Genomic DNA, 24,656 nt, shown 5'->3' with positions numbered 1-24,656 from the left:
ACTCTCAAGGCATGAACACGACCACACGCCGCGCAGTGGCCGCCCTGGGTGCAGCTCTCACCCTCATCACCGCAGCCGGATGCTCGGCTCAGATTCCGGCCGCATCGACCCCGACGGCACCGGCCGCAGCCACGTCTGAGTCTGCGTCTCCGCCTGCGACGAACACGCCTGAGCCCGCTGCAGCCACTGGCCTCCCCACCGTCGCGGGCTACTCGGAGGGTGAATTCCCTCCGGTACCACTGTTCCAACTACCCGACCTCTCGCTCTTGGACACGAGTGTCTCCTCTTTCGCGATGGAGGTTCGCGATGACTTCGCGACGATTCCCGGCGTGACGGTCTCTGCCGCGCAGTGCGATGCCGGTGGCAGCGTGATTGCGGGCAATGGCAGCGCGTATCTGTACGGCGATGGATCGGGCAACTACGCCGGCTCCGACGGCAGCATCCAGAATTATGGAGACGGGTCTGGATCCTTCACTCTCAACGGAGTCACGGTTGAGAACTACGGCGACGGATCGGGCAACTACGACAATGGCAGCGTCAGTATCCAGAACTACGGTGACGGATCGGGCAACTACGTCGATGCCTCCATGAGTGTGCAGATCTACGGCGACGGCTCCGGCGACTATGCCGCGGGCGCCGTGGTGATCCACAACTACGGTGACGGATCGGGCAACTACGCAGACGGCACCGTCAGCATCGAGAACTACGGCGACGGATCAGGCGTCTACAGCGACGCTGACATCACAATCAACAACTACGGCGACGGCACCGGCGCGATCGATGGCGTGCCGATCGAGGTCGATCCGATCGGTGTCGTGCCGGTCCTCGGAGTCTTTCCGCCTTTGAGCGCACTGCAGCCGATCGAGTCGTGCGGCACCATCCTCACCTTCCAGGACGGCGTGCTGTTCGACTTCGATCGCAGCGAGGTGCGCGACGATGCCACCGAAACGCTCCAGACTGTCGCCTCGGTGCTGACCGAGTACGACGTCCCCCAGGCGATCGTCTCCGGTCACACCGACGCGATCGGCGCGGATTCCTACAATCAGACGCTCTCTGAAGACCGCGCGGCATCCGTTGTCGCCGCCCTCGACAATGCCGACGTAACGACCGTTCTCACCGCCGAGGGGCTTGGCGAGGCCCGTCCGGTTGCCGCAAACGAGATCGACGGTCAGGACAACCCGGCAGGTCGCCAGCTCAACAGACGCGTTGAAATCTTCATCCCGGCGACCCTTTGAACCACCCTCGCCCACCAGCAACTCTGACCAGCAACGAGGAACACGTCATGCCATTCACACGCACGCTCCCCGTCACTCTCGCCGCGGTCGTCCTGCTCGCGAGCCTCTCCGGATGCGCCGTCGCACTCACCGACCCGGCAGACGCGAAGGCGCCCGCCGCCACCGAATCCGAAGAGACACCTTCCGAAAAGACACCTTCCGAAAAGACCAATTCCGACGAGACACCGGACACGCAGGAATCGACGGAACCAGAAGAGACCGCTGAGGATGCCACCGTCACGACCTCGTGGAGCACGGAAGTCGCCGAAGTCCGCGATAACGCGATCGCTCTGACGACACAGACCGTGCGCTGCGACGGCGAGTTGCTTCTCGCCGACACCACCGGCAACGTCATCATCGTCGACGGCCCGTGCGAGCACCTCGTGGTGGAGATGGACATCGGTGTCGTGGTCGCTGGCCCGGTCACGACCCTGGAGATAAGGGGGGCGGGGAACGTCGTCTTCGTCGATTCCGTGGCGACCGTGCAGCTTACTGGGACGATCAACGAGGTGTACTGGCTCGGCGCCACTCCGACCGTTGCAGACTCCGGAGCCGGCAACGTCGCAACGTCAGGATGATGTCATGTGCGCCAACCGACCCCTCCTCCTCCTTGTCGACGACGACGAGGCGATCACCGGTGCGCTGAGCGCGTTCCTGGAACGCAGCGGCTATGACGTCCGCATCGCCAGCGATGGCCGGGCAGGTTTGGATGCTGTGGCCGAGGAGGTGCCTGATCTCGTCGTCAGTGACGTCCTGATGCCGCATATGGATGGACGTGAGTTCGTGCGGCGACTCCGCGAGCGCGACCTGTGGCTGCCGGTGATCCTGCTCACACAGGTCGGCGAATCCTGGGAACGCAGCGCGGCGCTGGACGAGGGCGCCGATGACTATCTGAACAAGCCGTTCGATCCTCAGGAACTGCTCTCGCGCATCCGCGCGGTGTTGCGACGGGCCTCACAGGGCTCGGGCGGACTGCCGGCTGCGACGAAGTTGCGCGCCGAAGAGCTACTCCTGGATCGGACGTCACGTCGAGTGTGGTTGCAGGACCGCGAGCTCACCCTGACCCCCAAAGCACTGACCCTGTTGGAGTACATGATGACGCATCCGCAGGAGGCGCTGCCGAGAGAGCGACTGCTCGCTGCACTGTGGGGCTTCGACTTCGCCACCTCGAGTCGCGCGGTCGATCACCGCATCGCCGAGCTGCGTCGGGTGCTCAGCGATGATCCTGCCGCACCGAGATACATCGACACCGCCCCGGGTCTCGGCTATCGCTTCATCGCCGCGGTGACCGCAGCATGAGCACCGTGCGTTGGCCACGTGGGAGCGCCGCAAGTCGCTTCGGCTGGAGCCCCGCTCACCGCGTCAGACTGGCAGCGGCGGTCATCACCCCGGTCATACTGGGCGCCGCAGCCGGTGGCATTTTGCTCCTGCTCGGCGAGCGCCGCAGCCTGACGATCGCGATGGCGCTTCCCGGTGTCTTCTTGGCCGCAGGCATCCTGATCAGCCTGATCGTGGGGATCGCCCTACTTGTGCGCTCGGACCGTCGCCATAGCAGGGCGCGTGTCGCCGCCGCCTACATCGAGGGCGAGAAAGTGGGCCAGCGCACAGAGCGTGAGAGTCATCGCATGTTCCTGGCCCGACTCGACCATGAGCTGAAAAACCCGCTGACCGCGATTCTCGCGACGGCCGCAGGCCGGGAATCCGTCGAATGGCAGACGGTCGATGCGCAGGCCAGAAAGCTCGCCGGGCTCGTCCGAGATCTGCGCAAGCTAGCCGAGTTGGAGACGCGAGAACTCGAGCGAGAACAGGTCGACCTCGAGGTCGTGCTCGAGGAAGCCGTCGATGCGATCCGCCAGCGCGACGCCGCCTCGGCGGCCCGCATCCGTGTGGACGTCACGCGAGTTCCGTGGACCGTGCCGCCGGTGCCCGCCGACATCGATCTGTTGTCCCTCGCGATCGACAACGTCCTCGGCAACGCGGTGAAGTACTCTGTCGCGGGCCCAATCGAGGTGCGACTTCGCGAGGAGAGCGGATGGGCCATCATCGAGATTGCCGATGCGGGTCGTGGCATCCCCGCATCCGATCTTCCCATCGTCTTCGATGAGCTGGCTCGCGCACAGAATGCACGCGATGTCCAGGGATCAGGGCTCGGATTAACGCTCGTCTCGACAGTGCTTGCCCGACACGGCGGACACGTCGCGCTGCGTTCCGTTGAAGGATCCGGCAGCGTGTTCACGCTGAGCCTGCCGCTGCACTGAACCACCCCCCACCCCCGCGCCAAAAAGGTGGAAGGGGCCGCAGGCTCACGCGCCTGCGACCCCCTCTCAGGAACCGGATCTATTCGTCAGATCAGCCAGCCGCGCCCTTGCGGGACTTGATGAAGCTCTCCGGTTCCTGCTTGGCACGCTTGACTGCTCGCTTCTCCTTCAGCGACAGCTTCGCGGTCTTCTTTCCAGTTCGTTCTGTGGGTGTCTTTCCAGACATCGAGACTCGCTTCCCTCTGATTCAGCTGGCGGGTGTAACCATTGACCATAGCCACTTCCACAGCGAAGTCAAATTTCCCGGTGAGAAGGAAAAAACGTTCCTGCAGAACCGGCGAGAGCATCCGGAGCCACTACGCTCAGAACGTGCTCGATACACTCACCGGATTCGCCGTCGTCGGGCTCGCGATCGCCGTCGGATACATCATCGGACGCATCGATCTGCTCGGCCCGCACGCCCGCCATGTACTCGGGCGCCTGACGTTCTTCGTGCTGTCACCTTTCCTGCTCTTCACCGTGCTCTCGCAGGCGGATGCATCGATGCTGTTCTCGTCGCTACTGCCGGTGTCGGCCATCGCTGCGGTTGCTGTGATCGGCGGCTACGCGCTGGTGGCCAAGTACGTCTGGAAGCGCAGCATCGGTGAAACCGTGATCGGTGCGCTGTCGGCCGGACAGGTCAACTCGAACAACATCGGCATTCCGCTCTCGCTGTATCTGCTGGGCAGCGCCGCCTACCCGGCGCCGGTGATCCTGTTGCAGTTGCTGGTGTTCACGCCGATCTCGCTGACGATCCTCGATGCCGTCACGAGCGGCCGCACCTCCCCCTGGCGCACCTTCGTTCGTACGGCGACGAACCCGATCATCCTCGGCTCAGCCCTCGGAACTCTCGTCTCTGTACTCGATATCGAGCTGCCACCGATTGTGATGGAGCCCGCCGTTCTGCTGGCGAACGCCTGCGTGCCGGTGCTGCTGATCAGCTACGGCATCTCGCTCTACGGCCAGAAGGTGCTCGGCACGTCGGGGCACCGTCGGGACGTGCTGCTTGCGAGCACGCTGAAGCTGCTGGTCATGCCGCTCATCGCCTGGGCGGTCGCACAGTTCGTGTTCGGCCTCTCCGCGCATGAAGTCCTGATCGTCGTCGTGCTCGCGGCTCTACCGACCGCGCAGAACGTCTTCAACTACTCACAGCGCTACGACATCGGCGAGTCCATCTCTCGCGATACGGTCTTCATCACGACGATTGGTTGCGTGCCCGTGCTGCTGATCGCGACCGTACTCCTGGGCTGAGCACCGCTGATCTGGAAGAGTGTCACCATGAGCGCTCTTCGCATCCTGCATCTCAGCGACACGCACTTCTCCGGAGACAACGGCCGGCACTACGGCGTCGTCGACACCGCCGAGCACCTGAGCAGAGCGTTGGCGCATGTGGAGCATCTCCCGTTCGACCTCGTCGTCGTATCCGGTGACGTCAGTGATGACGGCTCTGCCGAGTCGTACCGACAGGTCAGGGATGCCGTCGCACCCTGGGCACGTGAGCGCGGAGCACGTGTGGTGTTCGCGATGGGTAACCATGACCGCCGCGAAGCGTTCCGCGCATTGTTGGGTGGCGGACAGCCGGATGCCGATGAGCAACAGCTACCCGGCATCGACCTGGACCGCCCCGTGGCCTCTGTCGTCGACCAGGACGGGTGGCGGGTCATCGTGCTCGACAGCTCAGTGCCAGGCGCCGGCCACGGCACCCTCGAGGCCGAGCAGAAGCAGTTCCTGCGTGAGGTTCTCAGGGCTCCGGCTGCGCACGGCACGGTAGTGATCGTGCATCATCCGCCGATCAGGGCGCAGACCGATCTGCTGCAGGCCCTGGCCCTCGACGAGCGTGACGGGCAGGAGTTGATCGACATCGTGCGCGGCACTGATGTTCGGGTCATCCTGGCGGGGCATTACCACCTGCCGATCACCGAGTTCGTCGGTGGCATCCCCGTAACCGTGGCTCCGGGCGTGACCAACGTCTCCCACGCTTTCGCCGACCCCGCCGAGGAATCGGCGATCGACGCTTTCGGCGGCTCAGTCGTCACGATCGATGGTGACAGCGTGCGCATCGTGCCATTCATCGAGCGACTGACGCCCGATGACGTGGTCTTCCACTTCGATGCGGATGTCGTGGCGCAGATCGTTCAGGATGCCGGTCGGCCGGACTGATCGTCCGAGAAAACGAAGAAGCCCCGCCTGAGCGGGGCTTCTTCTTACTGTCTCAACACAGTGTGGACCTAAGGGGATTCGAACCCCTGACCTCCTCGATGCGAACGAGGCGCGCTACCAACTGCGCCATAGGCCCATGAACCTCAGCTAGATTATCACGCCAGAAAGGTTCGCTGCGCCGCGCGGAAACTCAACCGACAGCACGGCGCTGCAGCAGCTGACGCACGTGCTCTTCGATCTCCGCGTCATCCACGAAACCCATCTTCGCGTAGGGCGATGCGGGAGCCTTGGCTGCGGGCAAACTTACCGGTGCAGGCAGCGCCATCTCCTCCGCACGCTCACGCAGTCGCGCGACACGCTCGGCGCGACGCAGTTCTTGCTTCGCGTCGATCTCGGCCCGCGCAGTCTGTGCCAGTGAGCCGCTGACGGTTACCAGCGGTGCCGGCAGAGGCCGGGGAGTCCATGTCGCACGACCCTGATCGTGCAACGGCGGCGCAACCCGCACAGCAGCACTCTCGACGAGCACCTCCGCCGGGCGACGAGCCGCACGAAGCGAGACAGACGCCATCTTCTGCAGCGTGACCACGGCGACGACGGCGAGCGCGCCGCCGACCCAAATCAGCAACTGCACACCACCGGTCATCATCTGCCAGATGCCCAGCCCCGCGGTCGCGAGGCCGGCGAACAGCAGCACCGTCGCCACCATGCGCACGTTGCGGCGTGCGCGTGCCTGCCGCATGACCGGATCGGCGCGGGTCGCGGCGAGTTCGGCTCGAAGTCGCACCAGCTCGGATGCTTCCTTCTCTGATTGCAGACGCTTCACAAGCTTCTGTTGCGCAAGCACGGTGCGCGCATTGAGTTCGAGATGCACCTCATCGGGTGTCTCGCTCGTTTCTGCCAGCACACGCAGCGTCTGGTTCAGACGCACGGCGTTCCGCTCCGCAGCATTGTACTGATACCTACCTCGCCATGAGGGCAGCAGGTACAGCATCCAGAGCAGCACCGAAACAAGGACGATGACGCCCCCACTCAGTACCGGCCCATTCATAGGGATAACGGTATGCGACCGTGGCCGACATCGGCCTCAGTCAGGGCGCGTGTCGCTCGCGCAAGATGAGAATCTTAGATCGAAAGTCGATCCGATGGCGGAATGGCCGCCGCATCCTGCGGAACGTTACCGTTCACCCAGCGCGCCAACACGCCATTCGGAACGTCCTCACGAGTGAGCGCGAAAGCGTAGTGATCGCGCCAGTCGCCGTCGATGTGGATGTAACGTCGGCGCAGCCCTTCGTAGCGGAAGCCGAGCTTCTGCACGACTCGCAGGCTTGCTATATTCTCCGGGCGGATGCAGATCTCCATCCGGTGCAACCCGAACTCGCCGAAGGCCGCGTCCGTGGCGAGCGCCACTGCCGTGGGTGTGATTCCCCGGCCGGCGAATCGCTCGCTCACCCAATAGCCGATGGTCGCTGAGCACAACGAACCGCGGGAGACTCCCCACACGTTCAGCTGACCGGCGACCTCACCGTCGTACTCCAGGACGAACGGGTATCCGCCGCCATCGCGGTACTGCTGCAGCAGGCGCCGAATACCGAGTCGCATGTCGAACGATGCAACACCGTTCGGGATGGTCGCTTCCCAGCGCTGCAACCAGGCACGGTTCTGAAGCAGCTCGTTCTGGAGCACACGTGCGTCACGGGTGCGGACAAGCCTCAGCTCGACCGGTCCATGACGGTGCCCCAGCACGAAATCCATCCGATCCTCGACCCCGAGCGCCTACAGGCTCTCGCCGAATTCCTTCAACCACGGGCGAAGCTCCGGGCCGAGGTCATCACGATCCGCAGCGAGCTGCACGATCGCCTTGATGTAATCGACGCGATCGCCGGTGTCATAGCGACGGCCACGGAAGATGACGCCGACGACGCCGGGGCCATCGGTATCTGCTGCGAGCTCCTGCAGCGCATCCGTGAGCTGAATCTCGCCGCCCTTGCCCGGAGCTGTGTGCTCAAGAACCGGGAACACAGACGCGGGCAGCACGTAGCGACCGATGATGGCGAGGTTGGACGGTGCGTCTTCCCTGGCCGGCTTCTCGACGAGGCCCGTGATGCGGACGACGTCGTCGGCATCCGTGGTCTCGATCGCGGCAGCACCGTACATATGAATGTTGGCAGGCTCGACCTCCATGAGAGCGACGACCGCCGCACCCGTGCGCTCGTGCTCCGCGATCATCGTCGTGATGAGTTCGTCACGCTCATCGATGAGGTCATCACCGAGCATGACGACGAAAGAGCTGTCGCCGACGTGAGTCTTGGCGCGCAACACCGCGTGCCCCAGTCCCTTCGGCTCACCCTGACGAAGGTAATGAATGTCGGCCAGATCACTGGACTTCATCACCCGCTCCAGGCGCTCGATGTCGCCCTTCTCAGTGAGCTTCACCTCAAGCTCCGGGACGGAGTCAAAGTGGTTGGAGATAGCGTTCTTGTTTCGGCCGATGATCACGAGAATGTCATCGATGCCCGCAGCAACAGCTTCTTCGACCACATACTGAATAGCCGGCTTGTCGACCACCGGAAGCATCTCTTTCGGCATGGCCTTGGTGGCTGGCAGGAAGCGCGTACCCAGACCCGCTGCCGGAATTACTGCCTTCATTGACTGTTTTCCCATTGGGCCAGCTTAGCGGGGAGCGGCCTTCGGCCTGACATTGCGGCCTGACACGTAGACTCAAAGGATGTCGACTGACATCGAGCAGGAGAAGCGCGCACTGCGTGCGGAGTTGCGCGAGCGCCGACAGCTGCTCTCCGATGCACAGCGTGAAGCCGCAGCATCCGGTATCGGCGAGCAACTAGATGCACTCCTCGAGAACCACGGCGCACGGTCGATCTCCTGCTTCCTGTCCACGACCACAGAGCCCGGCACGCGCGACTTCGTCACCAGAGCAGTGCAGCGAGGCATCCGTGTGTTGCTGCCAATCACCCGGGCCGACGGCCTGCTGGACTGGGCCGTCGCCAACGACACCGACGATGTAGCCGAGGGGCTCTTCGGCCTTCCGGAGCCGACCGGTGAAGTCCTCGGCCCCATCGCCGTCAATGACGTCGACCTCATGATCATCCCCGCAGCCGCAATCGACGCCACGGGCATGCGCCTCGGCTGGGGTCGTGGCTACTTCGACAAGACCATCGGCTCAATGGAGAAATGCCCTCCTGTATACGCCGTGATCTATGATTCCGAGGTACTTGATTCCCTTCCGCGAGAGGTGCACGACCAGCCGGTGACCGGCATCGTGACCCCCACGCGGACTCTCACCCTGTCGCCTGCGCGACACTGAACCAACTGAAACGAACATGCCCACCTACGCCTATGCCTGCACGTCGTGCGATCACCGCTTCGACGCCGTCCAGAGTTTCTCCGAGGATGCCCTCAGCATCTGCCCCGAATGCGGTGGCGCACTGCGCAAGCAGTATGGATCGATCGGCGTGACGTTCAACGGTTCTGGCTTCTATCGCACCGATTCTCGGAGTGGCGGTGGCGGAAAGTCGAATTCATCGGCATCATCGAAGTCAGATTCGTCGACGAGCGCCACTCCGGCGCCCGCGTCGTCTCCAGCCTCGACCTGAGGTTCGATTCAACGGGGGTTCCCATGATCCAGGGATTCAAGGAATTCATCACGAAGGGCAATGTCATCGACCTTGCCGTGGCCGTGGTCATCGGCGGTGCGTTCACGGCGATCGTGACCGCGGTGGTCGACAGCATCATCACTCCACTCGTCTCACTGTTCTACACAGCGGACGCGGCGGGGAACATCGGTCCGACGATCTTCGGAATCTATGGCCAGCCGGTCACGTTCCCGCTGGGCAACCTCATCACGGCGCTCATTAGTTTCCTGGCCGTCGCGCTCGTCGTGTACTTCGTCTTTGTCGTGCCGATGAACAGGTACAAGGAACGCCAGGCCCGACTGAACCCCGCGGTAGAGGAGGAGACCCTGCCGAACGAGCAGGAGCTGCTCATCGAGATCCGCGATCTGCTCCGCAAGAACAGCGTGAGCTAAAACTCAGCATCAGCAGAAGCCCTCGTCTCCTTCGGGAGGCGGGGGCTTTCCTGATGCCGCGCTCAGTAGTGCGGGGGGACGTCGCCCAGCATCCGGTCGTCGTTCGGACCGCGTCCTTTGACCGATTCCTTCGCGGGTGGCCGGTTCGTCACTACGTCAGGTGACGTGTCGGTGCCGGGCGCCGGCGTCAGGCGTGCGCGGCGACTGCCAGGGACCCGGACGACGCGTTGGCGCTCGGACTCCGAAGAGTGTTCGTCACGCATCGTCAGAGAAATTGAGCGGCTGCGTGTCGTTGTCGGCTTTCACTGCGTCCGCTGCGATTCCGAGTACCGCGGCGATGCGGGACGCCGTGGTCACCGGGTCGCTGTAGAGGTCGAAAGCGTGCACCCGCACATAGTGCCAGCCGAGGCGACGAAGCACGTGCGGACGCAGTCGCAGAGTCTCACGCAGCGACTCTCCGCGCGTCTCGGGGTCAGACTCGATGATGACGGCCTTGCCCTTGTGCTGCGCGACCAGTGGCAGCAGGCCGCGATAGTCGACGTCGACGGATGCGCCGAGGCGTCGCAGTTCCCTGGCCAGGGCGAGGGTGAGCGGGTCGGCAAGGTCTTCCAGGCGCGATTCGCGGCTGCGTGTCGCCAACCCCCCGAGGATCGACATGAGCGTGGATGCCCCATGCGCAAGGCGTCCGTCATCGAACGACGAAGGACGGATAGAGGACACCAGCACCATCGAGCGACGTGCCCTGGTCATGCTGACGGTCAACAGCCGCTCGCCGTCAGGTGTGGACAGGTCGCCGAAATCACTGAGCACTCGGCCATGCTTGGTGAGTCCGTAGCCCAGCGAGAAGATCACTCGATCGCGGCTCTCCGCCACGGACTCTTCCAACGTGAGCACGGCGAACGGCTCTGCGGTATAGCGACCGACGAAGTCTGCAACGTCTGAGCGTCCGGCGAAGGCCGTCGTCACCGCGGCACGAACACGCTCTGCGTGGCGGGCGCTCGCGGTGATCACCATGAGCGACTCGGTCGGACGGTGCACGGCGTGCTCGACGACCAGCGTCACAACACGCGAGACCTCGGCGTCAGGGCTCTCCACGGCGCCGGAGATCGGGTCGGGTGTGCCGACACCACCCTCGACGTAATCGACGGTGAGGCTGCCGCGCCCGAGGTAGGAACCGGCCCAAGGCAGCGAGATGATCTCGCCGCCATAGAAGGCATCGTTGATGAGCTCGGCGAGGTCTTCGCCACCGGCGCGGTAGCTGCGGGTCAGCGTCATCACCGGCAGCAGCTCTGCAAGCCGCTCGAACACCGAGGTCTCATCGTATGGGACCTCAGCTTCCCATTCGGTGTCAGCATCCACTGCCATGGTGAACGGTGACGGTCGCTGCGTCACCGGGTCGCCAAAGGCAACTACCTGGCGTGCACGACGAATCGCAGGGGCTGCCTCGGCAAGGTTGATAGCCGCAGCATCCACCAGCAGAACCGTGTCGAACTCGACCGATTCCGGAATCTCGGGCACCTGATACGGAGAGGAGATCCAGGCTGGCGCCAGCACATTCATCAGTGTGGGCGCTGCGGATACGATCTCTGCCGTTGATGGAGTGCCCTGGGTGAGCGCACGTCGCAGGTGCTGCGACTCAGTGGGCTCATCGACGATGCCGATCCGCCATTGATTTGCGAGCTGCCAGGCCAGCAGCGGCCCCGCCATCGCGGCGTGAGCCTCATCGACAAGGCGGAAGTCTCGCTCCAGACGGTCGACGACCGCGGTATTCGCTCCCAGCAGGGCACGGTTGTCCTGCAACGCTCGCTCCAGCAGCGACTGCCACCAGGCGAACTCGAGCTCTTCGGCGACCTGATCTTCCGCGACATGCCGCACCGAGAGCTCGGCGAGCAGCGGTTCCAGCCCGAGAGTCGCCAGCTTGTCGCGAATGGTGGCGCGTTCGACGAGGTTGTCGAACACGTCCGAGCGTGCGGCAAGCCCTGCCAGGGTGCGCACGAGTCGTTCGACGGGTAGCGCCTCGAGCGGCTCGCGACGGCCGAGAGCGGTGTCGAGCTCGGCCAGCTCAGCGCTCACCCGCTGCCAGGATCCGAGCACCTCGGACAGACCGAGCGGAACCTCAGGGGCGACACCTGCATCGACGAATCGTTGCCACTGCGTGCGCTGCTGCTGAATGCGCAACAGAGCTTCGTGCATCTCGGTGATGTGCACGCCGGGGCGCACATATTCCTTGGCAAGGCGGCGCAGTCGGCGACGGTTCGCACCCGACAGCCCCGGAGCATCGCGTCGAGAGCCGTGCGCCTGAATCAGCTCGCCAAGCGGACGCTCGAAGACCGTCGGGCTGAAGCGGTCGAGCGAGTCACGGATGCCTTCGAGCAGGTGCAGGTACTCACCCAGCTCGTCGATCGTCGCGAAAGGCCGCATGTGTGTCTGAGAAATGAGCTCGTAGCCGCGCTCCATCAGAGCGGGCACGCTGGAAGCGTGCAGCCGGCCGGCGAGTTCGTGCGCCGAGCGCGCTGCTTCGGTGCTGTTGAAGCTCACGCCGTACCAGGGAGAGTCATCTGGTCCGAAGCGGAACTCCCCCAGACGCGCAGCCTGCACGAGCGCAGCGGCGGCGTCGGCGCGATTGTCGGTGAGTCGGCGGAGCGTTTCTGTGCTCAGCCGCGCGGTCGTCGACGGCGGCACCGGCAGCGATGCCAGGCGGGTGAGCTGCCTGGTGGAATCCAGTACGGATGCGTTGATGCCGGCGACCGGAGCAGTCAGTGCCGTGCGGTAGTCGAGCAAGACGGCACGCAGGCGCACCAGCGCATCATCTACGTCGCTGACCTTGGGCGCGGTCGCCTTCTCGTTGCGTCCGATCGCGCGAACGAGGTCACGCCGGATGCTTGCAGGGGACACGGCGAAGCTGTCCAGCCCGATACCTGTCAGACGATGACGAACGCCGTCGAGGGTGGAACGTCGTGCAGACACGACAAGCACACGCTTGCCTGCGCGCACGAGTTCACCAAGTGCGTTGATGACGGTCTGGGTGCCGCCGGTGCCTGGCAACGTGGAGACAACAAGCGAATGACCAGCGGAGATTCGAGCCAACACCGATTCCTGCTCAGCGTCAGCGTCGAGCAGGAGCGTGTCGGATGCCGGAGCACGGTCATCCGGACTGGTGATGTGCGGTTGCGGACGCGCAGAGGTCACCTGCTCACGGTCGGCGACGTGACCTGCCAGAGCGTTCAGCAGTTGATGATCGAGTGCGCGGCTGTCGCGTGCCATCGCGGAGGCGACGTCGGCGAAGGTCGACACGACCAGTCGCGGCAGCACAGTGAACGTGTCGATCGACTGGGTCGCAGCGCGCAGGCTGTCGATGACCGGTTGTGGCTTGAAGATGCCACCGTCATATGCCAGCGACGCCAGCGTCTCCGCATCGATCGTGATCCCGAAGTGCTCGCGCGCGGCGCTCACCAGTTCGGGATTGACGACGAACGCACCCTGCAGCTTCAGCTCGAAGTCGGTGTGATGCCGGCGGATGGCAAGTGGACGCAGCAGCACGGGAGCAGCGAAGTCCGCTCCCCCGATGCGCCAGCTGGCGAGACCGACAGCCAGGTGAACGGCCTCGATGCCGCGAACCGTGCGCAGCTCAGTGTGCTTGGCGGTGATCCGCTCAGCGGCCAGGCGTGCGGTGCGCAGTCCAACCTCATCGCGGAAGAGGTTGGACAGCAGCGTGGATTTTCCGGTGATGAACTGCGGCAGGCTCCCCGGGTGAGCCTTGGAGATATCGATTCCACCCTCGACGGAGTCGCGGTAGTTGACAAGCGGCGATGGCCCACCGAGATCGGCGGCTTCAGCCCGCAGCCGGGTGCGTTCGGCGTCGGCGATGTGAGCGACCGCGATTACGGTCTGGTCGTCCTGTTGGCTGCCGAGCGTCATCGCAGATTCCGCAGCCTTCTCTTCACGTCGCCACACATAGGACACACTAGGCTCCGTAGGTGCTCGATCCCTGTATTCTGGCCGGGTTTCACCGGATTGGGCCACTTTTTCTGCACACCCGCGCACCTACGCCTGGTTCTCCCCCACCCATGTGATCAGCGCCTTCTGAAGTCCGCGGCGCACGTCAGGATGGTGTCATGACATTCCGCTACGACTTCGCACCCACACCGTTCGGTGATGCGCTGGTGGTGTTCTCAGACGAGGGAATCGTACGTTTCGACCTTTCCGAGTCGGCAGATCCCTCGGTGCCATGGCTGCTCGAGAACATCTCTGCACGTCTCCACGACGTGCCCGCCCCCGATCCAGGGGCAGCCGACGAGCTTGCGCATCTGCTCGATGACTACTTCGCCGGCACCCCGGTGCGATTCCACGAGCACCTGCGCTTCGACTGGCGATTGGTCGATGGCTTCCACCGCACGGCGCTTCAGACGATCAACACGATCGAATGGGGCGAGACCATGAGCTACGGCGAAGTCGCAGCATCCGCTGGTAGCCCCGGCGCTGCCCGTGCGGTCGGTACCGCGTGCCGGCTGACTCCGTTCTCGATCATCGTGCCGGTGCACCGTGTGGTGCGCTCCGATGGCAGTCCGGGTCAGTATGGCGCGCATCCTGAGCACAAGCGCTTCCTGCTCGATCTGGAGCAATAAACGTCAGGAACCCCCGACGTGTGGGCCGTCGGGGGTTCCTGTTCGATCAATGATTCTGTTGGCGCAGGCGGCTAGTGATCCACCGCCTTCTCTGCGCCGAAGCCGGTCAACGATCGCACTTCCATCTCCGCAGCAAGCTGAGGAGATTCGATCGTGCGGCTCGTGACCGTGCCGAGCCAGCCCAGGAAGAACCCGAGCGGTATCGAGACGATGCCCGGGTTGTTGAGCGGCCAGATGGCGATGTCAATACTTGGAATCATCGCGGTCTCCGAACCGGAGAACACCGGCGAGAGGACGATCAAGATGATCGCAGACGCCAGACCGCCGTACATGCTCCACACCGCACCACGAGTGTTGAAGCGCCGCCAGAACAGCGAGTAAAGGATCGTCGGTAGGTTCGCGGACGCCGCAACAGCGAAGGCAAGGGCGACGAGGAAGGCGATGTTCTGGCCCTGTGCGCCGATGCCACCGAGGATCGCGAGGATGCCGATGACGATCACCGTGCGACGAGCAACCTTCACTTCCGCGTTCGGGTCAGCGTCGACAGGCGTTCCATCCGCCTTCTTGCGGCCCTTCTGGATGACGTTCGCGTAGATGTCGTGTGCAAACGACGCGGCCGCCGTGATGGTGAGTCCTGCCACGACCGCAAGGATCGTCGCGAAGGCGACGGCGGAGATGAAACCGAGCAGGAGTGGGCCACCGAGATACTGCGCGAGCAACGGTGCTGCGGAGTTCACGCCGCCGGGGGCGGCCTTGATCACATCAGCGCCGACGAGCGCGCCTGCACCGTATCCGAGCACCAGCGTCAGCAGGTAGAACCCACCGATCAGCCAGATGGCCCACACGACTGAACGTCGCGCTTCCTTGGCCGTCGGAACGGTGTAGAAGCGCATCAGCACGTGTGGAAGCCCTGCGGTGCCCAGCACCAGGGCAAGTCCGAGCGAGATGAAGTCCAAGGGATTGGCGCCGTACTGAAGCCCCGGTGCAAGGATCGCATCGCCGTTCGGCGAGTTCGCGACTGCGGTTTCGAGCAGCGTGTTCAGGTTGAAGCCGTGCAGTGCGAGCACCCAGATGGTCATCGCCAAAGCGCCGGCGATGAGCAGCACAGCCTTGACGATCTGCACCCAGGTGGTGCCCTTCATACCGCCGATGAGGACGTAGACGATCATCAGAAGGCCGACGACGGCGATGACGATCGATTGGCCGACCTTGCCGTCGATGCCCATCAGTAGCGAGACCAGACCACCGGCACCGGCCATCTGGGCGAGCAGATAGAAGAAGCACACCACCAGCGTGGTGATCGCGGCTGCCATCCGCACTGGACGCTGCTTGAGGCGGAACGAGAGCACATCGGCCATCGTGAATTTACCGGTGTTGCGCATCATCTCGGCGACAAGCAGCAACGCCACCAGCCAAGCGACGAGGAATCCGATGGAATACAAGAATCCGTCATACCCATTTACGGCGATCGCGCCGCAGATGCCGAGGAAGGATGCGGCAGACAGATAATCACCGGCAATGGCGAAGCCATTCTGAGGTCCGGTGAAGGAACGGCCGGCCGCGTAGTAATCGGCGGCCGTTTTGTTGTTCTTACTGGCGCGAATGACGATGAAAAGGGTCACCGCGACGAATGCGGCAAAGATGGAGATATTGAGGACGGGGTTATTCTCACCGGCGGGCGCGGCAGCCAAATGGACGATGTTCATGCCTGCGCCTCAACCTTCTCCAGCTCTTCACGGATTTCTTCCGCTTTCGGATCGAGCTTTCGGTTGGCGAAGGAGACGTATCCCATCGTGATGGCGAAAGTCGTGACGAACTGTGCGAGTCCGAGCAGCAGCCCGACGGTGATATCGCCCCACACCCGTTGTCCCATGAATTCCGTCGCATATGCACCCAACAGCACGTAGGTGAAGTACCAGATCAGAAAGAGCGCCGCCAACGGAAAGATGAAGGACCGTTGCGTTCTCTTCAGTGTTTGGAATCCTGGTGACTGCTGAACGGCGATGTAGTCGATTCCATCTACCCGTTCAGCGTCGGTTCGATCGGTCATGAGGCCTCCTTGCCACACGTATGGGAGCTCGCAAGGCGGTACCCTGCGAGTGGTAGGGTCGACGCTACGAAACGGGGAACAGCGTCGTCACCCCCGAAAGTAGGTACTCGATGAACACCATCACCCTGGACCCAGACACCGACATCGTCGCGCAGGCAGTGCGCGAGCTGGCTCAACGCACCCGCTTCCCCGTCGCTTTCGGCGGCCTGATCGAAGACGGCGTCGTTTCGGTCACCAGCATCATCGGGACCCGCACCCACAGTCTCGAGGGGCTCAAGGTTCGTTCCGAGCGCGGCCTTGGCGGTCGCGCGATGATGGAACTCCGGCCCCGCATGACCAGCAATTACGGCTCCTCTCAGCACATAACCCACGACTACGACGGTTTCGTTCTCGGCGAAGGCCTGCGCACTCTCCTGGCACTTCCCATCGTCGTGAACGGGCGCTCACGCGGCGTTCTCTATGCCGGAGCGTGGGGTGAAACACCCATCGGCGGCATCACGACAGCCCCGGCGATGGCGGTCGCCGATTCTGTGGCATCCGAGCTGCGAGTGCGCGACGAGGTCGATCGGCGACTGCGCTCGTTGGCACCTCGTAGCCCCACCTTCACCGCCCTCCATCGCGAAGAATTGCGTGAGAGCTTTGCAGAGTTGCGCGGACTGTCTGGAAGTATCAGTGACCCCCTTCTGCGCGAAAGCCTCGCACGTCTCGAGCAGAGGCTGCTCACTGTCGCTGGCGATGAAGCTCCAGCCACGACCGGATCGATTCCCACAGTCCATCTGTCGCCGCGCGAGACTGATGTGCTCGCGTGCGCTGCACTCGGCTACACGAATGCCGAGATCGCCGCAGAGCTCGGACTACGCGAAGGAACTGTGAAGGCCTATCTCAGCACGGCGATGTCCAAATTGGATGCTTCAACTCGACATGCTGCCGTCGCGCGGGCGCGCCGGGCCGGTCTGCTCCCATAAACGTAAAGAATCATTCTCGAATCACGACAGAATCGTTGTAGCCGCCATTCTTTTCTGCGTACACTGAACAAATGGCCCGACGTATTGTGCACCAGCTAGTAGACGACATCGATGGAACGATCCTCGGAATCGGTGAGGGCGAGACTGTTCTTTTCTCGCTCAACAACACCGCTTATGAAATCGATCTGACCACCGAGAATGCGGATGCTTTGCGAGAAGCACTGGAACCATTTGTTTCGGCTGCACGGCGCTCTTCGGCATCCGCTTCCCGAGGCTCGACACGCACGCGCGCGGCCTCCTCTCCCGAGACCGCCGTAATCCGTGAATGGGCGAACGCCAACGGTCACCAGGTTTCCGAACGCGGCCGCATTCCCCAGACAGTGGTCGAGGCATACCGCGCCGCGCACTAGACACTGATCAATCTTCTGCGGAGGTTGCCCACGGTTCATCGTCGAGGGCAATCTCCGTTGTCATGTCCGTGAGGAATCGTGTGACGATCTCACGCTCCGTGTGCGACAGCCGTGCGGCCGCAATGAATCTGCGGGCATGCAGACGTCCCACCGTCTCAACTGCCGATTTCCGTGTCTCCGGCGTGATGGCGATCGCCAAGGCACGGCGATCAGAGGGATGCGGCGAACGAGTGATGTGTTCGCCGCGCTCGAGTCGATCAAGCAGCTTGGTGGTGGATGCGGTCGAGATGCGCAGGTGCGCGGAGATTGCGCCGGGGGTCGCGACGACTCCACTGTTCTCGCAGGCGATCAAAAAATGCAGCGCACGCATATCGGTCTGGTTGAGCTTCATGTAACGCAGCGAGGCCTCTGACAGTTTCTGCTCGGCGTCTCGGAGCCCACCCAGCGCACGCATGACTCCGCTGATCTGACGGATGTCGTTCTCGGACATTCCCGCACGATCGATCAGTTCTCCCTTTGGATCGCTGACTTCGACGTCATAGATCGCCGAGCCGAATGCGAAAGCGCTCGACTCGGTGGGTTCGGGAGGGACGGGGGGCATCTCCTGATGCTAGCGCCTAGAATGTTTCATGCTAGGTTTTAATCTAGCCTGGCTAGCAAAGGGGATGACATGATCGACGACACCAACACCACCACGCGCGTTCGCGTGCGCCGTCGCTCATTGGCGCGAGTAGTCATCCCGGCAGTGCTGATTCTCGTCTGGCTTGTGGGGGCCGGACTCGGCGGCCCACTGTTTGGAAAGGTCAGCGAGGTCTCCTCTAACGATCAGACCAGCTACCTGCCTTCGAATGCCGACGCCACTCAGGTGCAAGCACTTCTCGGCGAGTTCAACGACTCCGATGCGATCCCCGCAATCGCGGTGTTCGTCGGCGACAGCGAACTTGACGAAGACCAGCTTGCGGCGATCAACGAAGCCATCGCGGGCGCGTCAGACATCGAGGGTGTGGCGGACGAGGTCTCCCCCGGCATTCCCTCCGAGGACGGCAAGGCTGTTCAGGCGTTCATCCCGATCTCCAGCGATGCCGAGCTCGGCGACGCAGTGTCAGCCCTGGGCGACGAGCTGCGTGCGGCGACGCCGGACGACGTGGCTGTTTACATCACCGGGCCTGCCGGCTTTTCCGCAGACCTCGTAGCCGGATTTGCGGGCATTGACGGACTGCTGCTGGGCGTCGCTTTGCTTGCCGTATTCCTGATCCTGATCCTCGTGTACCGCTCTGCGCTGCTGCCGATCGTCGTGCTCTCCACCAGCTTGTTCGGTCTGTGCGTGGCGCTGCTGGTGGTGTGGTGGCTCGCGAAGTGGGAGATCCTGCTGCTCAGCGGCCAGACGCAGGGCATCCTATTCATCCTGGTGATCGGTGCGGCGACCGACTACTCGTTGCTCTTCGTCGCGAGATTCCGTGAAGAACTGCGCCACACGAAAGACAAGGGCGCGGCGACCATCGCTGCGTGGAAGGGATCGCTTGAGCCGATAGCCGCGTCCGGTGGCACGGTGATCGCGGGGCTCCTCTGCCTGCTGCTGAGCGATCTGAAGTCCAACAGCACGCTCGGACCTGTCGCTGCCATTGGCATTGTGTTCGCCATGCTCTCCGCGCTCACGCTCCTGCCCGCACTGCTGTTCACGTTCGGGCGGGCAGTGTTCTGGCCGCGTCGCCCGGCATTCGAACCCGAAGTCGTGGCAGCGGAGACAGGCATCGCCACCAAGGGCCTGTGGGCGTTTCTTGCCCGCGGCATCCAAAAGCGTCCGCGCCTGATCTGGATCGTGACGACGCTCGTGCTCATCGCTGGGGCGACCGGATTCACTCAGCTCAACGCTTCGGGGATTCCGCAGTCCGAACTGGTGCTGGGCGCATCGGAAGCCCGAGACGGCCAGGTCGCGCTCGGCGAGCACTTCCCCGGCGGCTCAGGGAGCCCTGCCTACGTGGTCGTCGCCGAAGATTCGCTGCAAGAGGTCGCAGATCTGCTGCTGGCGCACGAAGGCGTCGATGCGGTCTCCGTCAATGCATCCGATTCCCCCAGCGGCACAGCCAGCGTCACCGAGGATGGCATCACGGCGTTCGGTCCTCCCGGCACGCCTGCTCCGGAGCCGACCGTCGTCGACGGTGACGTGATGCTGCAGGCGACGCTGAGCGACGCTGCAGATTCGGATGCCGCGGCATCCACGGTCCGCGACCTCCGCACAGAACTTTCCGAGCACGACGCGATCGTGGGTGGGGTGACAGCCACGTCGATTGACACGAATGACACGTCGATTCACGATCGAAATCTGATCATCCCGCTGATCTTGGTCGTGATCCTGATCATCCTGATGCTGCTGCTGCGTTCGATCCTGGCGCCGGTGCTGCTGATCCTCACCACCGTGTTGTCGTTCGGCACCGCGATGGGTGTGGCGGCGTGGGTATTCAACGGGATCTTCGACTTCCCCGGTGCAGACCCGGCCGTGCCGCTCTATGGTTTCGTGTTCCTTGTGGCGCTCGGAATCGACTACAACATTTTCCTGATGACGCGGGTGCGCGAAGAATCCATCAAGCACGGCACCCGAGAGGGCGTCCTGCGCGGGCTGTCCGTCACCGGCGGCGTGATCACCTCGGCCGGTCTTGTGCTGGCGGCGACGTTCGCGGCGCTATCGGTGATTCCGATCCTGTTCCTGGTGCAGTTGGCGTTTATCGTCGCGTTCGGCGTGCTGCTGGACACGTTCATCGTGCGGTCGCTGCTGGTTCCGGCCCTGGCGTACGACATCGGGCGTTCGATCTGGTGGCCGTCGAAACTGCACCGCGGGAAGAAGTAGTCCGCATCCGACGCCGACCGGCAGTCCCGTGCCGGCAACGTGCCGGAAACACATCCGACCCCGTCGCGCAAAGCTAACGACGCAGGATGTGATCATGCCTTCCCCGCGTCACCACGTCGCTGTCGTTCATATTAGGAACTCGCGCCCGGCCAATCCGCGCTACCAGGACGCGCTCGATTTGTTGAACGCGTCGACGCTGCAGACGATCCAGGCGATGAACTGGACCACGGAACTCATCGCCACCGCAGAGCAATCGACAACGGAAACGTTGATGGCTGCGAGGAAGGCCGACATGATCGTGCTCATGGGCGGAGAGGATGTCGCCCCATCGCTCTACAGCGACAACGAGCGCTATCCCGGCTCAGGGCAGCACGAGTCACGCGCGGACCGCGCGCAGATTGCGGTCGTCCTGGAGGCGATTCAGCAACGCACACCGCTGTTGGGCATCTGCCGCGGCATCCAACTCATCAACGTCGCTCTCGGCGGCACGCTCGTGCAACACCTCACCGCGGAGAAGCATCGCGCGCGAACGCCTTCCGCCGATACCTTCGTCCACACACGGCTGCGCCTGGACCCCGCTGTGGATCTGCACCTTGACATCGATGCGACTCGGGCCGTGCTCTGCACCCACCATCAGGCGCTCGACCAGCTGGGTAAAGAACTCCGTGTTGGCGCCCGCTCATCCGACGGTGTGATCGAGGCAGTCACCCACGAGTCGGCACCGATCACAGCCGTGCAATGGCATCCTGAGCATCCGCAGACGGCATCCACACAGCTGTCCGCACTGTTACGCCGCCTGGAGCGTCAGCGTTCGACGGCGCCTGCGCTGGCCTGATCTCAGACGAAGGCGGGGATGAACGAGACGATGAGTCCGATCGCGCCGATGGCGGTGAAGACCGTACCCAGCGTCAGGAAGAAGTGCCGCAGCATCGGCGGATGCGTCCGCACATGACTCGGGTTCCGCGCGCTCACAAATCCTCGATGCCAGTCGTCCTCCACGTGCTCGCGTGAGGTGAGTGGGCGTTCGTGAAACTCCCCACCGGCGAACCATCGCGCGATCAGGACGCCGTCGCGATCGATCACCGCCATGTCGACGCGTTCCCAGCGTCCTTCGGCGAGCGCGATCATTCCGGCGATCACGAGGAGCGGGATGCCGATACCGAGGCCGATCCACGACAGCACCTCACCAACTACGGCGAGGGTGTCGATTGGCTGCACATGTTCATATTAGGAGAGAAGTGGTGACGTGTAGATCCAGGCATGCACGCTGGTGACGGTAAACGACCGCCGCAGCTCATCGCGTCGTTCGTTGCCGCTCGGATTCACGACCCGTAGATTGGGCCGGATGAACGACGAGAAGAACCCGGCCGCATTGATCGAGCACCAGGCGGAGTGGGCACAGCGCGCGTCGCGACTACTATCGGGCGTCTGGAACGCTGTAGGTGGACTTGACGGCGCCGAGGCTGCAGAGCTAGATCACATCGGCTCGACATCGGTGCCGGGTCTCGCCGCAAAGCCGTTCGTAGACCTGCAACTGCGCATCTCTCCGCTCCCCTCGGAGGCCGAACTCATCACCAGGCTCGCACCGCTCGGCTACGTGCGAGCGCGCGGTTCGCGCCCCGATTCCCCCGGCGTTGATCGCGATCTACCGAGGGGGTCGATCGTGGCCGATCCCCTCGTTTGGGAAAAGCGGCTGTTCTGGCACGAAGACGACCAAGCAATACTTCACGTCCGGCGCGCGGATTCACCGTGGGGTCTGTACACGGTCTGGTTCCGCAACTGGCTTCGGGCGAATGACGATGCCCGCCAGCGCTATGAGGACGTAAAGCGAACGCTCAGCGCCCAACAGATCGGCAAAGCTGATTACGACGATTACACCCTGGCCAAGACGGCGTTCTTTGATCAGGTCCAGTCCGAGTTCGAGGCGTGGGCGGCGAGAGGCCGCTGAGGTTGCGGCGATCGGGCCGAGGTGCGCCCAACTAGGTCCTCAATGAAGGAGCGGCGGTATGCCAGCGCTCTGTTCCCCTCGCTTCGCGAAGTACTCGACCGTCGCCAGGGAGGTACTGACCAGGGGCCCGATCCCAGCCGGCGAGCCGTCCGGCGATGCAGCGAGTCCGCTCAGGTATGCGTCGCTCATTGACCGAGTGATTCCCGCCGCTGCGACGATGAGCATCTCGATCACACCGGAAGGTGACGTTTCCTCGACCGGGACCACAACGCTGAGCGCCGCGTAGACACCGTCCTGCGGTCCGAACACAGGCACCGCGACACCCCGCGACTCTTCATAGATGTGCCCGTCCATCACTGCGTATCCATCGGTGCGCACACGGCGAAGCCGAGCGCGCAACGCGGCGCCATCACGCAGCGTGTGCCGAGTGTGGTGGGGCCAACCCACGCGAATGACCTCACTGACAACATCCTCTGCGGCATGCGCGAGCAGAACCAAGCCGCTGGAGCTCACGGCGAGTGGAATACGACCGCCGATGAGCGTCGCGTTGACAACCGCACCGCGGGTGGACATCCGCTCGATGAAGAGGACGTCGAGTCCGTTCAAGACACCGAGCTGTGTGTGCTGAGCGACACGGCTGTGCACAGCGTTCATCCACGGTCGCGCCAACTCACGCAATCCCAACGCCCCCGGCGTGCGCGAAGCGAACTCCCAGAGGCGCACACCGAGTCGATATGACCTGTCAGGGAGCCGTTCAAGCAATCCTTCACGCTCCAGCTCCGCGACCAGTCTGTGTGCTGTCGAGGGAGCAAGCGCCGCCGCTTCCGCGATCTCGGCCAGCGTGAGGAACGGCCGTAGCGGGTCGAATGCATCCAAAACTCGCAGGTGCTTGCTCAGCACGGATTCTCCTGCGGACCCCCGAGCCATTTGTGCCTCCTCCGAGCAGATTACTCTCGATTCCGTTCAATGGAATCGAGAGTCGGACGCGTTGACTCCGAAGGTACCGTTTTCTCACCGACACAGCTGTCGGGCCCTCAACGAAGAGGAGACGAATTTGTCCTCGATCATGGTCAACTCCATCGCCATGCCGCGCGACGCGTCGAGCGGACGCCTGGTCGTGGCACACCGCCGCGCGATCTCCGACAGCGTCATGGAGTTCAGCCTCCGCGCTCCGGACGGCGCGCGCTTACCTGATTGGTCGCCCGGCGCCCACATCGACGTCATTCTCGATGACGGCACCACCCGCCAATACTCGCTCTGCGGTGACCGATGGGACGCCCATACCTACCGGATCGCCGTGCAGCGCGAAGCGGGCGGATCCGGCGGATCAATCGCACTACACGACACTGTGCACGAGGGCGACGTGCTGCGGTTTGGTGGACCACGAAACAACTTCCGCCTCGCACCGTCTGGCCAATACCTATTCGTGGCGGGCGGTATCGGAATTACCCCTCTGCTTCCGATGATCCGTCAGGCGGACATCCTGGGCGCCGATTGGCGGCTCCTGTATCTGAGCCGCAGCAGAACGATGCTCGCATACGCCGACGAGCTGGAAGCCTTCACCGAGCGAGTCACAATCCATTGCGCGGACGAAATCGGACGGGCAGACCTCGATGCCTGGCGGCCGATCGACGGTGGCGTGCGCGTCTACGCTTGTGGACCGTCGCGGTTGCTGGACGAGGTCGAGGCATGGGGTTCATCCGAGGGCGGTCATCCGGCAAAGGTGGAGCGATTCGCTGCATCCACCAGGTCGTCGTCGCCCGCGACCGCCTTCGCCGTCGTCGCCGCCAGATCTGGCCGTTCTACCACCGTGGCAGTCGACGAGACCGTGGTCACCGCACTGCGCCGCATCGGCGTCGATGTGCTGACTTCCTGCGGCCAAGGGGTGTGTGGAACCTGCGAAACCGACGTGGTCGCTGGTCGGCCAGACCACCGCGACTCTCTGCTGAATGATGTGGAGCGCTCGGCTTCAGAATGCGTGTTCCCCTGCGTCTCACGCAGTCTCGACGCACAGCTCGTCCTCGACATTTGATCCTAGGA

Annotated in this window: 26 protein-coding genes and 1 tRNA gene; 16 read left to right on the top strand and 11 right to left on the bottom strand. The window is 63.5% G+C overall.

From position 1 onward, the window contains the following. The first annotated feature begins 11 nt into the window (after positions 1–11). From AC1C2O_RS17865 to AC1C2O_RS17850, 4 genes are read left to right on the top strand one after another with little or no spacing between them, the layout of a single operon-like run. Positions 12–1,235: an OmpA family protein gene (locus AC1C2O_RS17865; RefSeq protein WP_495431918.1), complete on the top strand. Its 1,224-nt coding sequence runs from the start codon at positions 12–14 to the stop codon at positions 1,233–1,235. Positions 1,236–1,282: 47 nt separating this feature from the next. Next, the gene (locus AC1C2O_RS17860) at positions 1,283–1,852 is read left to right on the top strand and encodes a DUF3060 domain-containing protein (protein ID WP_495431917.1); all 570 of its coding nucleotides are present in this window, start codon (positions 1,283–1,285) and stop codon (positions 1,850–1,852) included. 4 nt (positions 1,853–1,856) lie between these two features. Next, the gene (locus AC1C2O_RS17855; RefSeq protein WP_495431916.1) at positions 1,857–2,573 is read left to right on the top strand and encodes a response regulator transcription factor; all 717 of its coding nucleotides are present in this window, start codon (positions 1,857–1,859) and stop codon (positions 2,571–2,573) included. Continuing rightward, positions 2,570–3,532 carry a sensor histidine kinase gene (locus tag AC1C2O_RS17850; protein WP_495431915.1) on the top strand — a complete coding sequence of 321 codons (963 nt, stop codon included), beginning with the start codon at positions 2,570–2,572 and terminating at the stop codon, positions 3,530–3,532. Before AC1C2O_RS17855 ends, AC1C2O_RS17850 begins: the two co-directional genes overlap by 4 nt. 91 nt (positions 3,533–3,623) lie before the next feature. Here AC1C2O_RS17850 and AC1C2O_RS17845 read toward each other — a convergent pair whose 3' ends face one another. Beyond that, the gene (locus tag AC1C2O_RS17845; RefSeq protein ID WP_495431914.1) at positions 3,624–3,758 is read right to left on the bottom strand and encodes a hypothetical protein; all 135 of its coding nucleotides are present in this window, start codon (positions 3,756–3,758) and stop codon (positions 3,624–3,626) included. Between the two features lie 143 nt (positions 3,759–3,901). On the opposite strand from AC1C2O_RS17845, the gene AC1C2O_RS17840 reads away from it, so the two are divergent. Together AC1C2O_RS17840 and AC1C2O_RS17835 are read left to right on the top strand one after the other, a co-directional pair. Further along, positions 3,902–4,822, top strand: a complete 921-nt coding sequence (locus AC1C2O_RS17840; RefSeq protein ID WP_495431913.1) for an AEC family transporter — start codon at positions 3,902–3,904, stop codon at positions 4,820–4,822. Between the two features lie 27 nt (positions 4,823–4,849). Beyond that, positions 4,850–5,731: a metallophosphoesterase gene (locus AC1C2O_RS17835; RefSeq protein ID WP_495431912.1), complete on the top strand. Its 882-nt coding sequence runs from the start codon at positions 4,850–4,852 to the stop codon at positions 5,729–5,731. Between the two features lie 63 nt (positions 5,732–5,794). Here AC1C2O_RS17835 and AC1C2O_RS17830 read toward each other — a convergent pair. From AC1C2O_RS17830 to galU, 4 genes are all read right to left on the bottom strand, one after another. Beyond that, positions 5,795–5,867 (bottom strand) — tRNA-Ala (locus AC1C2O_RS17830). 54 nt (positions 5,868–5,921) lie between these two features. After that, positions 5,922–6,779: a hypothetical protein gene (locus tag AC1C2O_RS17825; protein ID WP_495431911.1), complete on the bottom strand. Its 858-nt coding sequence runs from the start codon at positions 6,777–6,779 to the stop codon at positions 5,922–5,924. A gap of 74 nt (positions 6,780–6,853) precedes the next feature. Further along, positions 6,854–7,483, bottom strand: a complete 630-nt coding sequence (locus AC1C2O_RS17820; protein ID WP_495431910.1) for a GNAT family N-acetyltransferase — start codon at positions 7,481–7,483, stop codon at positions 6,854–6,856. A gap of 21 nt (positions 7,484–7,504) precedes the next feature. Continuing rightward, on the bottom strand, positions 7,505–8,392 hold the full coding sequence (galU, locus tag AC1C2O_RS17815; protein WP_495431909.1) for a UTP--glucose-1-phosphate uridylyltransferase GalU: 888 nt from the start codon (positions 8,390–8,392) through the stop codon (positions 7,505–7,507). A 64-nt stretch (positions 8,393–8,456) separates the two neighbouring features. Here galU and AC1C2O_RS17810 point away from each other — a divergent pair, with 64 nt between their 5' ends. From AC1C2O_RS17810 to mscL, 3 genes are read left to right on the top strand one after another with little or no spacing between them, the layout of a single operon-like run. Then, on the top strand, positions 8,457–9,053 hold the full coding sequence (locus AC1C2O_RS17810) for a 5-formyltetrahydrofolate cyclo-ligase (protein ID WP_495431908.1): 597 nt from the start codon (positions 8,457–8,459) through the stop codon (positions 9,051–9,053). A gap of 16 nt (positions 9,054–9,069) precedes the next feature. Beyond that, entirely contained in the window at positions 9,070–9,342 is a 273-nt protein-coding gene (locus AC1C2O_RS17805) for an FmdB family zinc ribbon protein (RefSeq protein WP_495431907.1), read from the top strand. A gap of 23 nt (positions 9,343–9,365) precedes the next feature. Next, complete coding sequence (gene mscL / locus AC1C2O_RS17800) at positions 9,366–9,773, top strand: large conductance mechanosensitive channel protein MscL (protein ID WP_495431906.1); 408 nt, start codon at positions 9,366–9,368, stop codon at positions 9,771–9,773. Positions 9,774–10,028: 255 nt separating this feature from the next. Here the strand turns inward: mscL and AC1C2O_RS17795 are convergent, their stop codons facing one another. Then, a complete protein-coding gene (locus AC1C2O_RS17795; protein WP_495432171.1) occupies positions 10,029–13,691 on the bottom strand; it encodes an AAA family ATPase in 3,663 nt (1,220 codons plus the stop codon). Between the two features lie 197 nt (positions 13,692–13,888). On the opposite strand from AC1C2O_RS17795, the gene AC1C2O_RS17790 reads away from it, so the two are divergent. Further along, the gene (locus tag AC1C2O_RS17790) at positions 13,889–14,398 is read left to right on the top strand and encodes a methylated-DNA--[protein]-cysteine S-methyltransferase (protein WP_495431905.1); all 510 of its coding nucleotides are present in this window, start codon (positions 13,889–13,891) and stop codon (positions 14,396–14,398) included. Between the two features lie 71 nt (positions 14,399–14,469). Here the strand turns inward: AC1C2O_RS17790 and AC1C2O_RS17785 are convergent, their stop codons facing one another. Together AC1C2O_RS17785 and AC1C2O_RS17780 are read right to left on the bottom strand one after the other, a co-directional pair. Further along, entirely contained in the window at positions 14,470–16,104 is a 1,635-nt protein-coding gene (locus tag AC1C2O_RS17785) for a monocarboxylic acid transporter (RefSeq protein ID WP_495431904.1), read from the bottom strand. Continuing rightward, a complete protein-coding gene (locus AC1C2O_RS17780; RefSeq protein ID WP_495431903.1) occupies positions 16,101–16,448 on the bottom strand; it encodes a DUF485 domain-containing protein in 348 nt (115 codons plus the stop codon). Before AC1C2O_RS17780 ends, AC1C2O_RS17785 begins: the two co-directional genes overlap by 4 nt. Positions 16,449–16,558: 110 nt before the next feature. On the opposite strand from AC1C2O_RS17780, the gene AC1C2O_RS17775 reads away from it, so the two are divergent. Beyond that, a complete protein-coding gene (locus AC1C2O_RS17775) occupies positions 16,559–17,413 on the top strand; it encodes a LuxR C-terminal-related transcriptional regulator (protein ID WP_495431902.1) in 855 nt (284 codons plus the stop codon). 71 nt (positions 17,414–17,484) lie between these two features. Then, positions 17,485–17,823 (top strand): histone-like nucleoid-structuring protein Lsr2, encoded by a 339-nt coding sequence (locus AC1C2O_RS17770; RefSeq protein WP_495431901.1) that lies wholly within the window; start codon positions 17,485–17,487, stop codon positions 17,821–17,823. A gap of 7 nt (positions 17,824–17,830) precedes the next feature. Here AC1C2O_RS17770 and AC1C2O_RS17765 read toward each other — a convergent pair whose 3' ends face one another. After that, positions 17,831–18,424 (bottom strand): MarR family winged helix-turn-helix transcriptional regulator, encoded by a 594-nt coding sequence (locus tag AC1C2O_RS17765; RefSeq protein ID WP_495431900.1) that lies wholly within the window; start codon positions 18,422–18,424, stop codon positions 17,831–17,833. A 69-nt stretch (positions 18,425–18,493) separates the two neighbouring features. Between AC1C2O_RS17765 and AC1C2O_RS17760 the strand changes: the two genes are divergently transcribed. Further along, positions 18,494–20,668: an MMPL family transporter gene (locus AC1C2O_RS17760; protein ID WP_495431899.1), complete on the top strand. Its 2,175-nt coding sequence runs from the start codon at positions 18,494–18,496 to the stop codon at positions 20,666–20,668. Between the two features lie 94 nt (positions 20,669–20,762). Continuing rightward, positions 20,763–21,503, top strand: a complete 741-nt coding sequence (locus AC1C2O_RS17755; RefSeq protein WP_495431898.1) for a gamma-glutamyl-gamma-aminobutyrate hydrolase family protein — start codon at positions 20,763–20,765, stop codon at positions 21,501–21,503. 2 nt (positions 21,504–21,505) lie between these two features. Here AC1C2O_RS17755 and AC1C2O_RS17750 read toward each other — a convergent pair whose 3' ends face one another. Beyond that, positions 21,506–21,886: a hypothetical protein gene (locus AC1C2O_RS17750; RefSeq protein WP_495431897.1), complete on the bottom strand. Its 381-nt coding sequence runs from the start codon at positions 21,884–21,886 to the stop codon at positions 21,506–21,508. Positions 21,887–22,013: 127 nt separating this feature from the next. Here AC1C2O_RS17750 and AC1C2O_RS17745 point away from each other — a divergent pair, with 127 nt between their 5' ends. Next, complete coding sequence (locus AC1C2O_RS17745; RefSeq protein WP_495431896.1) at positions 22,014–22,616, top strand: GrpB family protein; 603 nt, start codon at positions 22,014–22,016, stop codon at positions 22,614–22,616. A 39-nt stretch (positions 22,617–22,655) separates the two neighbouring features. Here the strand turns inward: AC1C2O_RS17745 and AC1C2O_RS17740 are convergent, their stop codons facing one another. Then, positions 22,656–23,543 carry an IclR family transcriptional regulator gene (locus AC1C2O_RS17740; RefSeq protein WP_495431895.1) on the bottom strand — a complete coding sequence of 296 codons (888 nt, stop codon included), beginning with the start codon at positions 23,541–23,543 and terminating at the stop codon, positions 22,656–22,658. Positions 23,544–23,670: 127 nt separating this feature from the next. On the opposite strand from AC1C2O_RS17740, the gene AC1C2O_RS17735 reads away from it, so the two are divergent. Beyond that, positions 23,671–24,648: a PDR/VanB family oxidoreductase gene (locus AC1C2O_RS17735; RefSeq protein ID WP_495431894.1), complete on the top strand. Its 978-nt coding sequence runs from the start codon at positions 23,671–23,673 to the stop codon at positions 24,646–24,648. Positions 24,649–24,656: the final 8 nt, after the last annotated feature.

Source organism: Microbacterium sp. Y355 (assembly GCF_059445345.1).
Note: the sequence above shows the minus strand (reverse complement) of the source record. Positions and strands in the feature narration are given on the sequence as shown.

What these genes read in the sequence shown, in the direction of transcription:
- AC1C2O_RS17865 (WP_495431918.1), top strand. Translation starts at nt 12, where the DNA reads ATGAACACGACCACACGCCGCGCAGTGGCCGCCCTGGGTGCAGCTCTC.
- AC1C2O_RS17860 (WP_495431917.1), top strand. Translation starts at nt 1,283, where the DNA reads ATGCCATTCACACGCACGCTCCCCGTCACTCTCGCCGCGGTCGTCCTG.
- AC1C2O_RS17855 (WP_495431916.1), top strand. Translation starts at nt 1,857, where the DNA reads ATGTGCGCCAACCGACCCCTCCTCCTCCTTGTCGACGACGACGAGGCG.
- AC1C2O_RS17850 (WP_495431915.1), top strand. Translation starts at nt 2,570, where the DNA reads ATGAGCACCGTGCGTTGGCCACGTGGGAGCGCCGCAAGTCGCTTCGGC.
- AC1C2O_RS17845 (WP_495431914.1), bottom strand. Translation starts at nt 3,758, where the DNA reads ATGTCTGGAAAGACACCCACAGAACGAACTGGAAAGAAGACCGCGAAG.
- AC1C2O_RS17835 (WP_495431912.1), top strand. Translation starts at nt 4,850, where the DNA reads ATGAGCGCTCTTCGCATCCTGCATCTCAGCGACACGCACTTCTCCGGA.
- AC1C2O_RS17825 (WP_495431911.1), bottom strand. Translation starts at nt 6,779, where the DNA reads ATGAATGGGCCGGTACTGAGTGGGGGCGTCATCGTCCTTGTTTCGGTG.
- AC1C2O_RS17820 (WP_495431910.1), bottom strand. Translation starts at nt 7,483, where the DNA reads ATGGATTTCGTGCTGGGGCACCGTCATGGACCGGTCGAGCTGAGGCTT.
- galU (WP_495431909.1), bottom strand. Translation starts at nt 8,392, where the DNA reads ATGGGAAAACAGTCAATGAAGGCAGTAATTCCGGCAGCGGGTCTGGGT.
- AC1C2O_RS17810 (WP_495431908.1), top strand. Translation starts at nt 8,457, where the DNA reads ATGTCGACTGACATCGAGCAGGAGAAGCGCGCACTGCGTGCGGAGTTG.
- AC1C2O_RS17805 (WP_495431907.1), top strand. Translation starts at nt 9,070, where the DNA reads ATGCCCACCTACGCCTATGCCTGCACGTCGTGCGATCACCGCTTCGAC.
- mscL (WP_495431906.1), top strand. Translation starts at nt 9,366, where the DNA reads ATGATCCAGGGATTCAAGGAATTCATCACGAAGGGCAATGTCATCGAC.
- AC1C2O_RS17795 (WP_495432171.1), bottom strand. Translation starts at nt 13,691, where the DNA reads ATGACGCTCGGCAGCCAACAGGACGACCAGACCGTAATCGCGGTCGCT.
- AC1C2O_RS17790 (WP_495431905.1), top strand. Translation starts at nt 13,889, where the DNA reads ATGACATTCCGCTACGACTTCGCACCCACACCGTTCGGTGATGCGCTG.
- AC1C2O_RS17785 (WP_495431904.1), bottom strand. Translation starts at nt 16,104, where the DNA reads ATGAACATCGTCCATTTGGCTGCCGCGCCCGCCGGTGAGAATAACCCC.
- AC1C2O_RS17780 (WP_495431903.1), bottom strand. Translation starts at nt 16,448, where the DNA reads ATGACCGATCGAACCGACGCTGAACGGGTAGATGGAATCGACTACATC.
- AC1C2O_RS17775 (WP_495431902.1), top strand. Translation starts at nt 16,559, where the DNA reads ATGAACACCATCACCCTGGACCCAGACACCGACATCGTCGCGCAGGCA.
- AC1C2O_RS17770 (WP_495431901.1), top strand. Translation starts at nt 17,485, where the DNA reads ATGGCCCGACGTATTGTGCACCAGCTAGTAGACGACATCGATGGAACG.
- AC1C2O_RS17765 (WP_495431900.1), bottom strand. Translation starts at nt 18,424, where the DNA reads ATGCCCCCCGTCCCTCCCGAACCCACCGAGTCGAGCGCTTTCGCATTC.
- AC1C2O_RS17760 (WP_495431899.1), top strand. Translation starts at nt 18,494, where the DNA reads ATGATCGACGACACCAACACCACCACGCGCGTTCGCGTGCGCCGTCGC.
- AC1C2O_RS17755 (WP_495431898.1), top strand. Translation starts at nt 20,763, where the DNA reads ATGCCTTCCCCGCGTCACCACGTCGCTGTCGTTCATATTAGGAACTCG.
- AC1C2O_RS17745 (WP_495431896.1), top strand. Translation starts at nt 22,014, where the DNA reads ATGAACGACGAGAAGAACCCGGCCGCATTGATCGAGCACCAGGCGGAG.
- AC1C2O_RS17740 (WP_495431895.1), bottom strand. Translation starts at nt 23,543, where the DNA reads ATGGCTCGGGGGTCCGCAGGAGAATCCGTGCTGAGCAAGCACCTGCGA.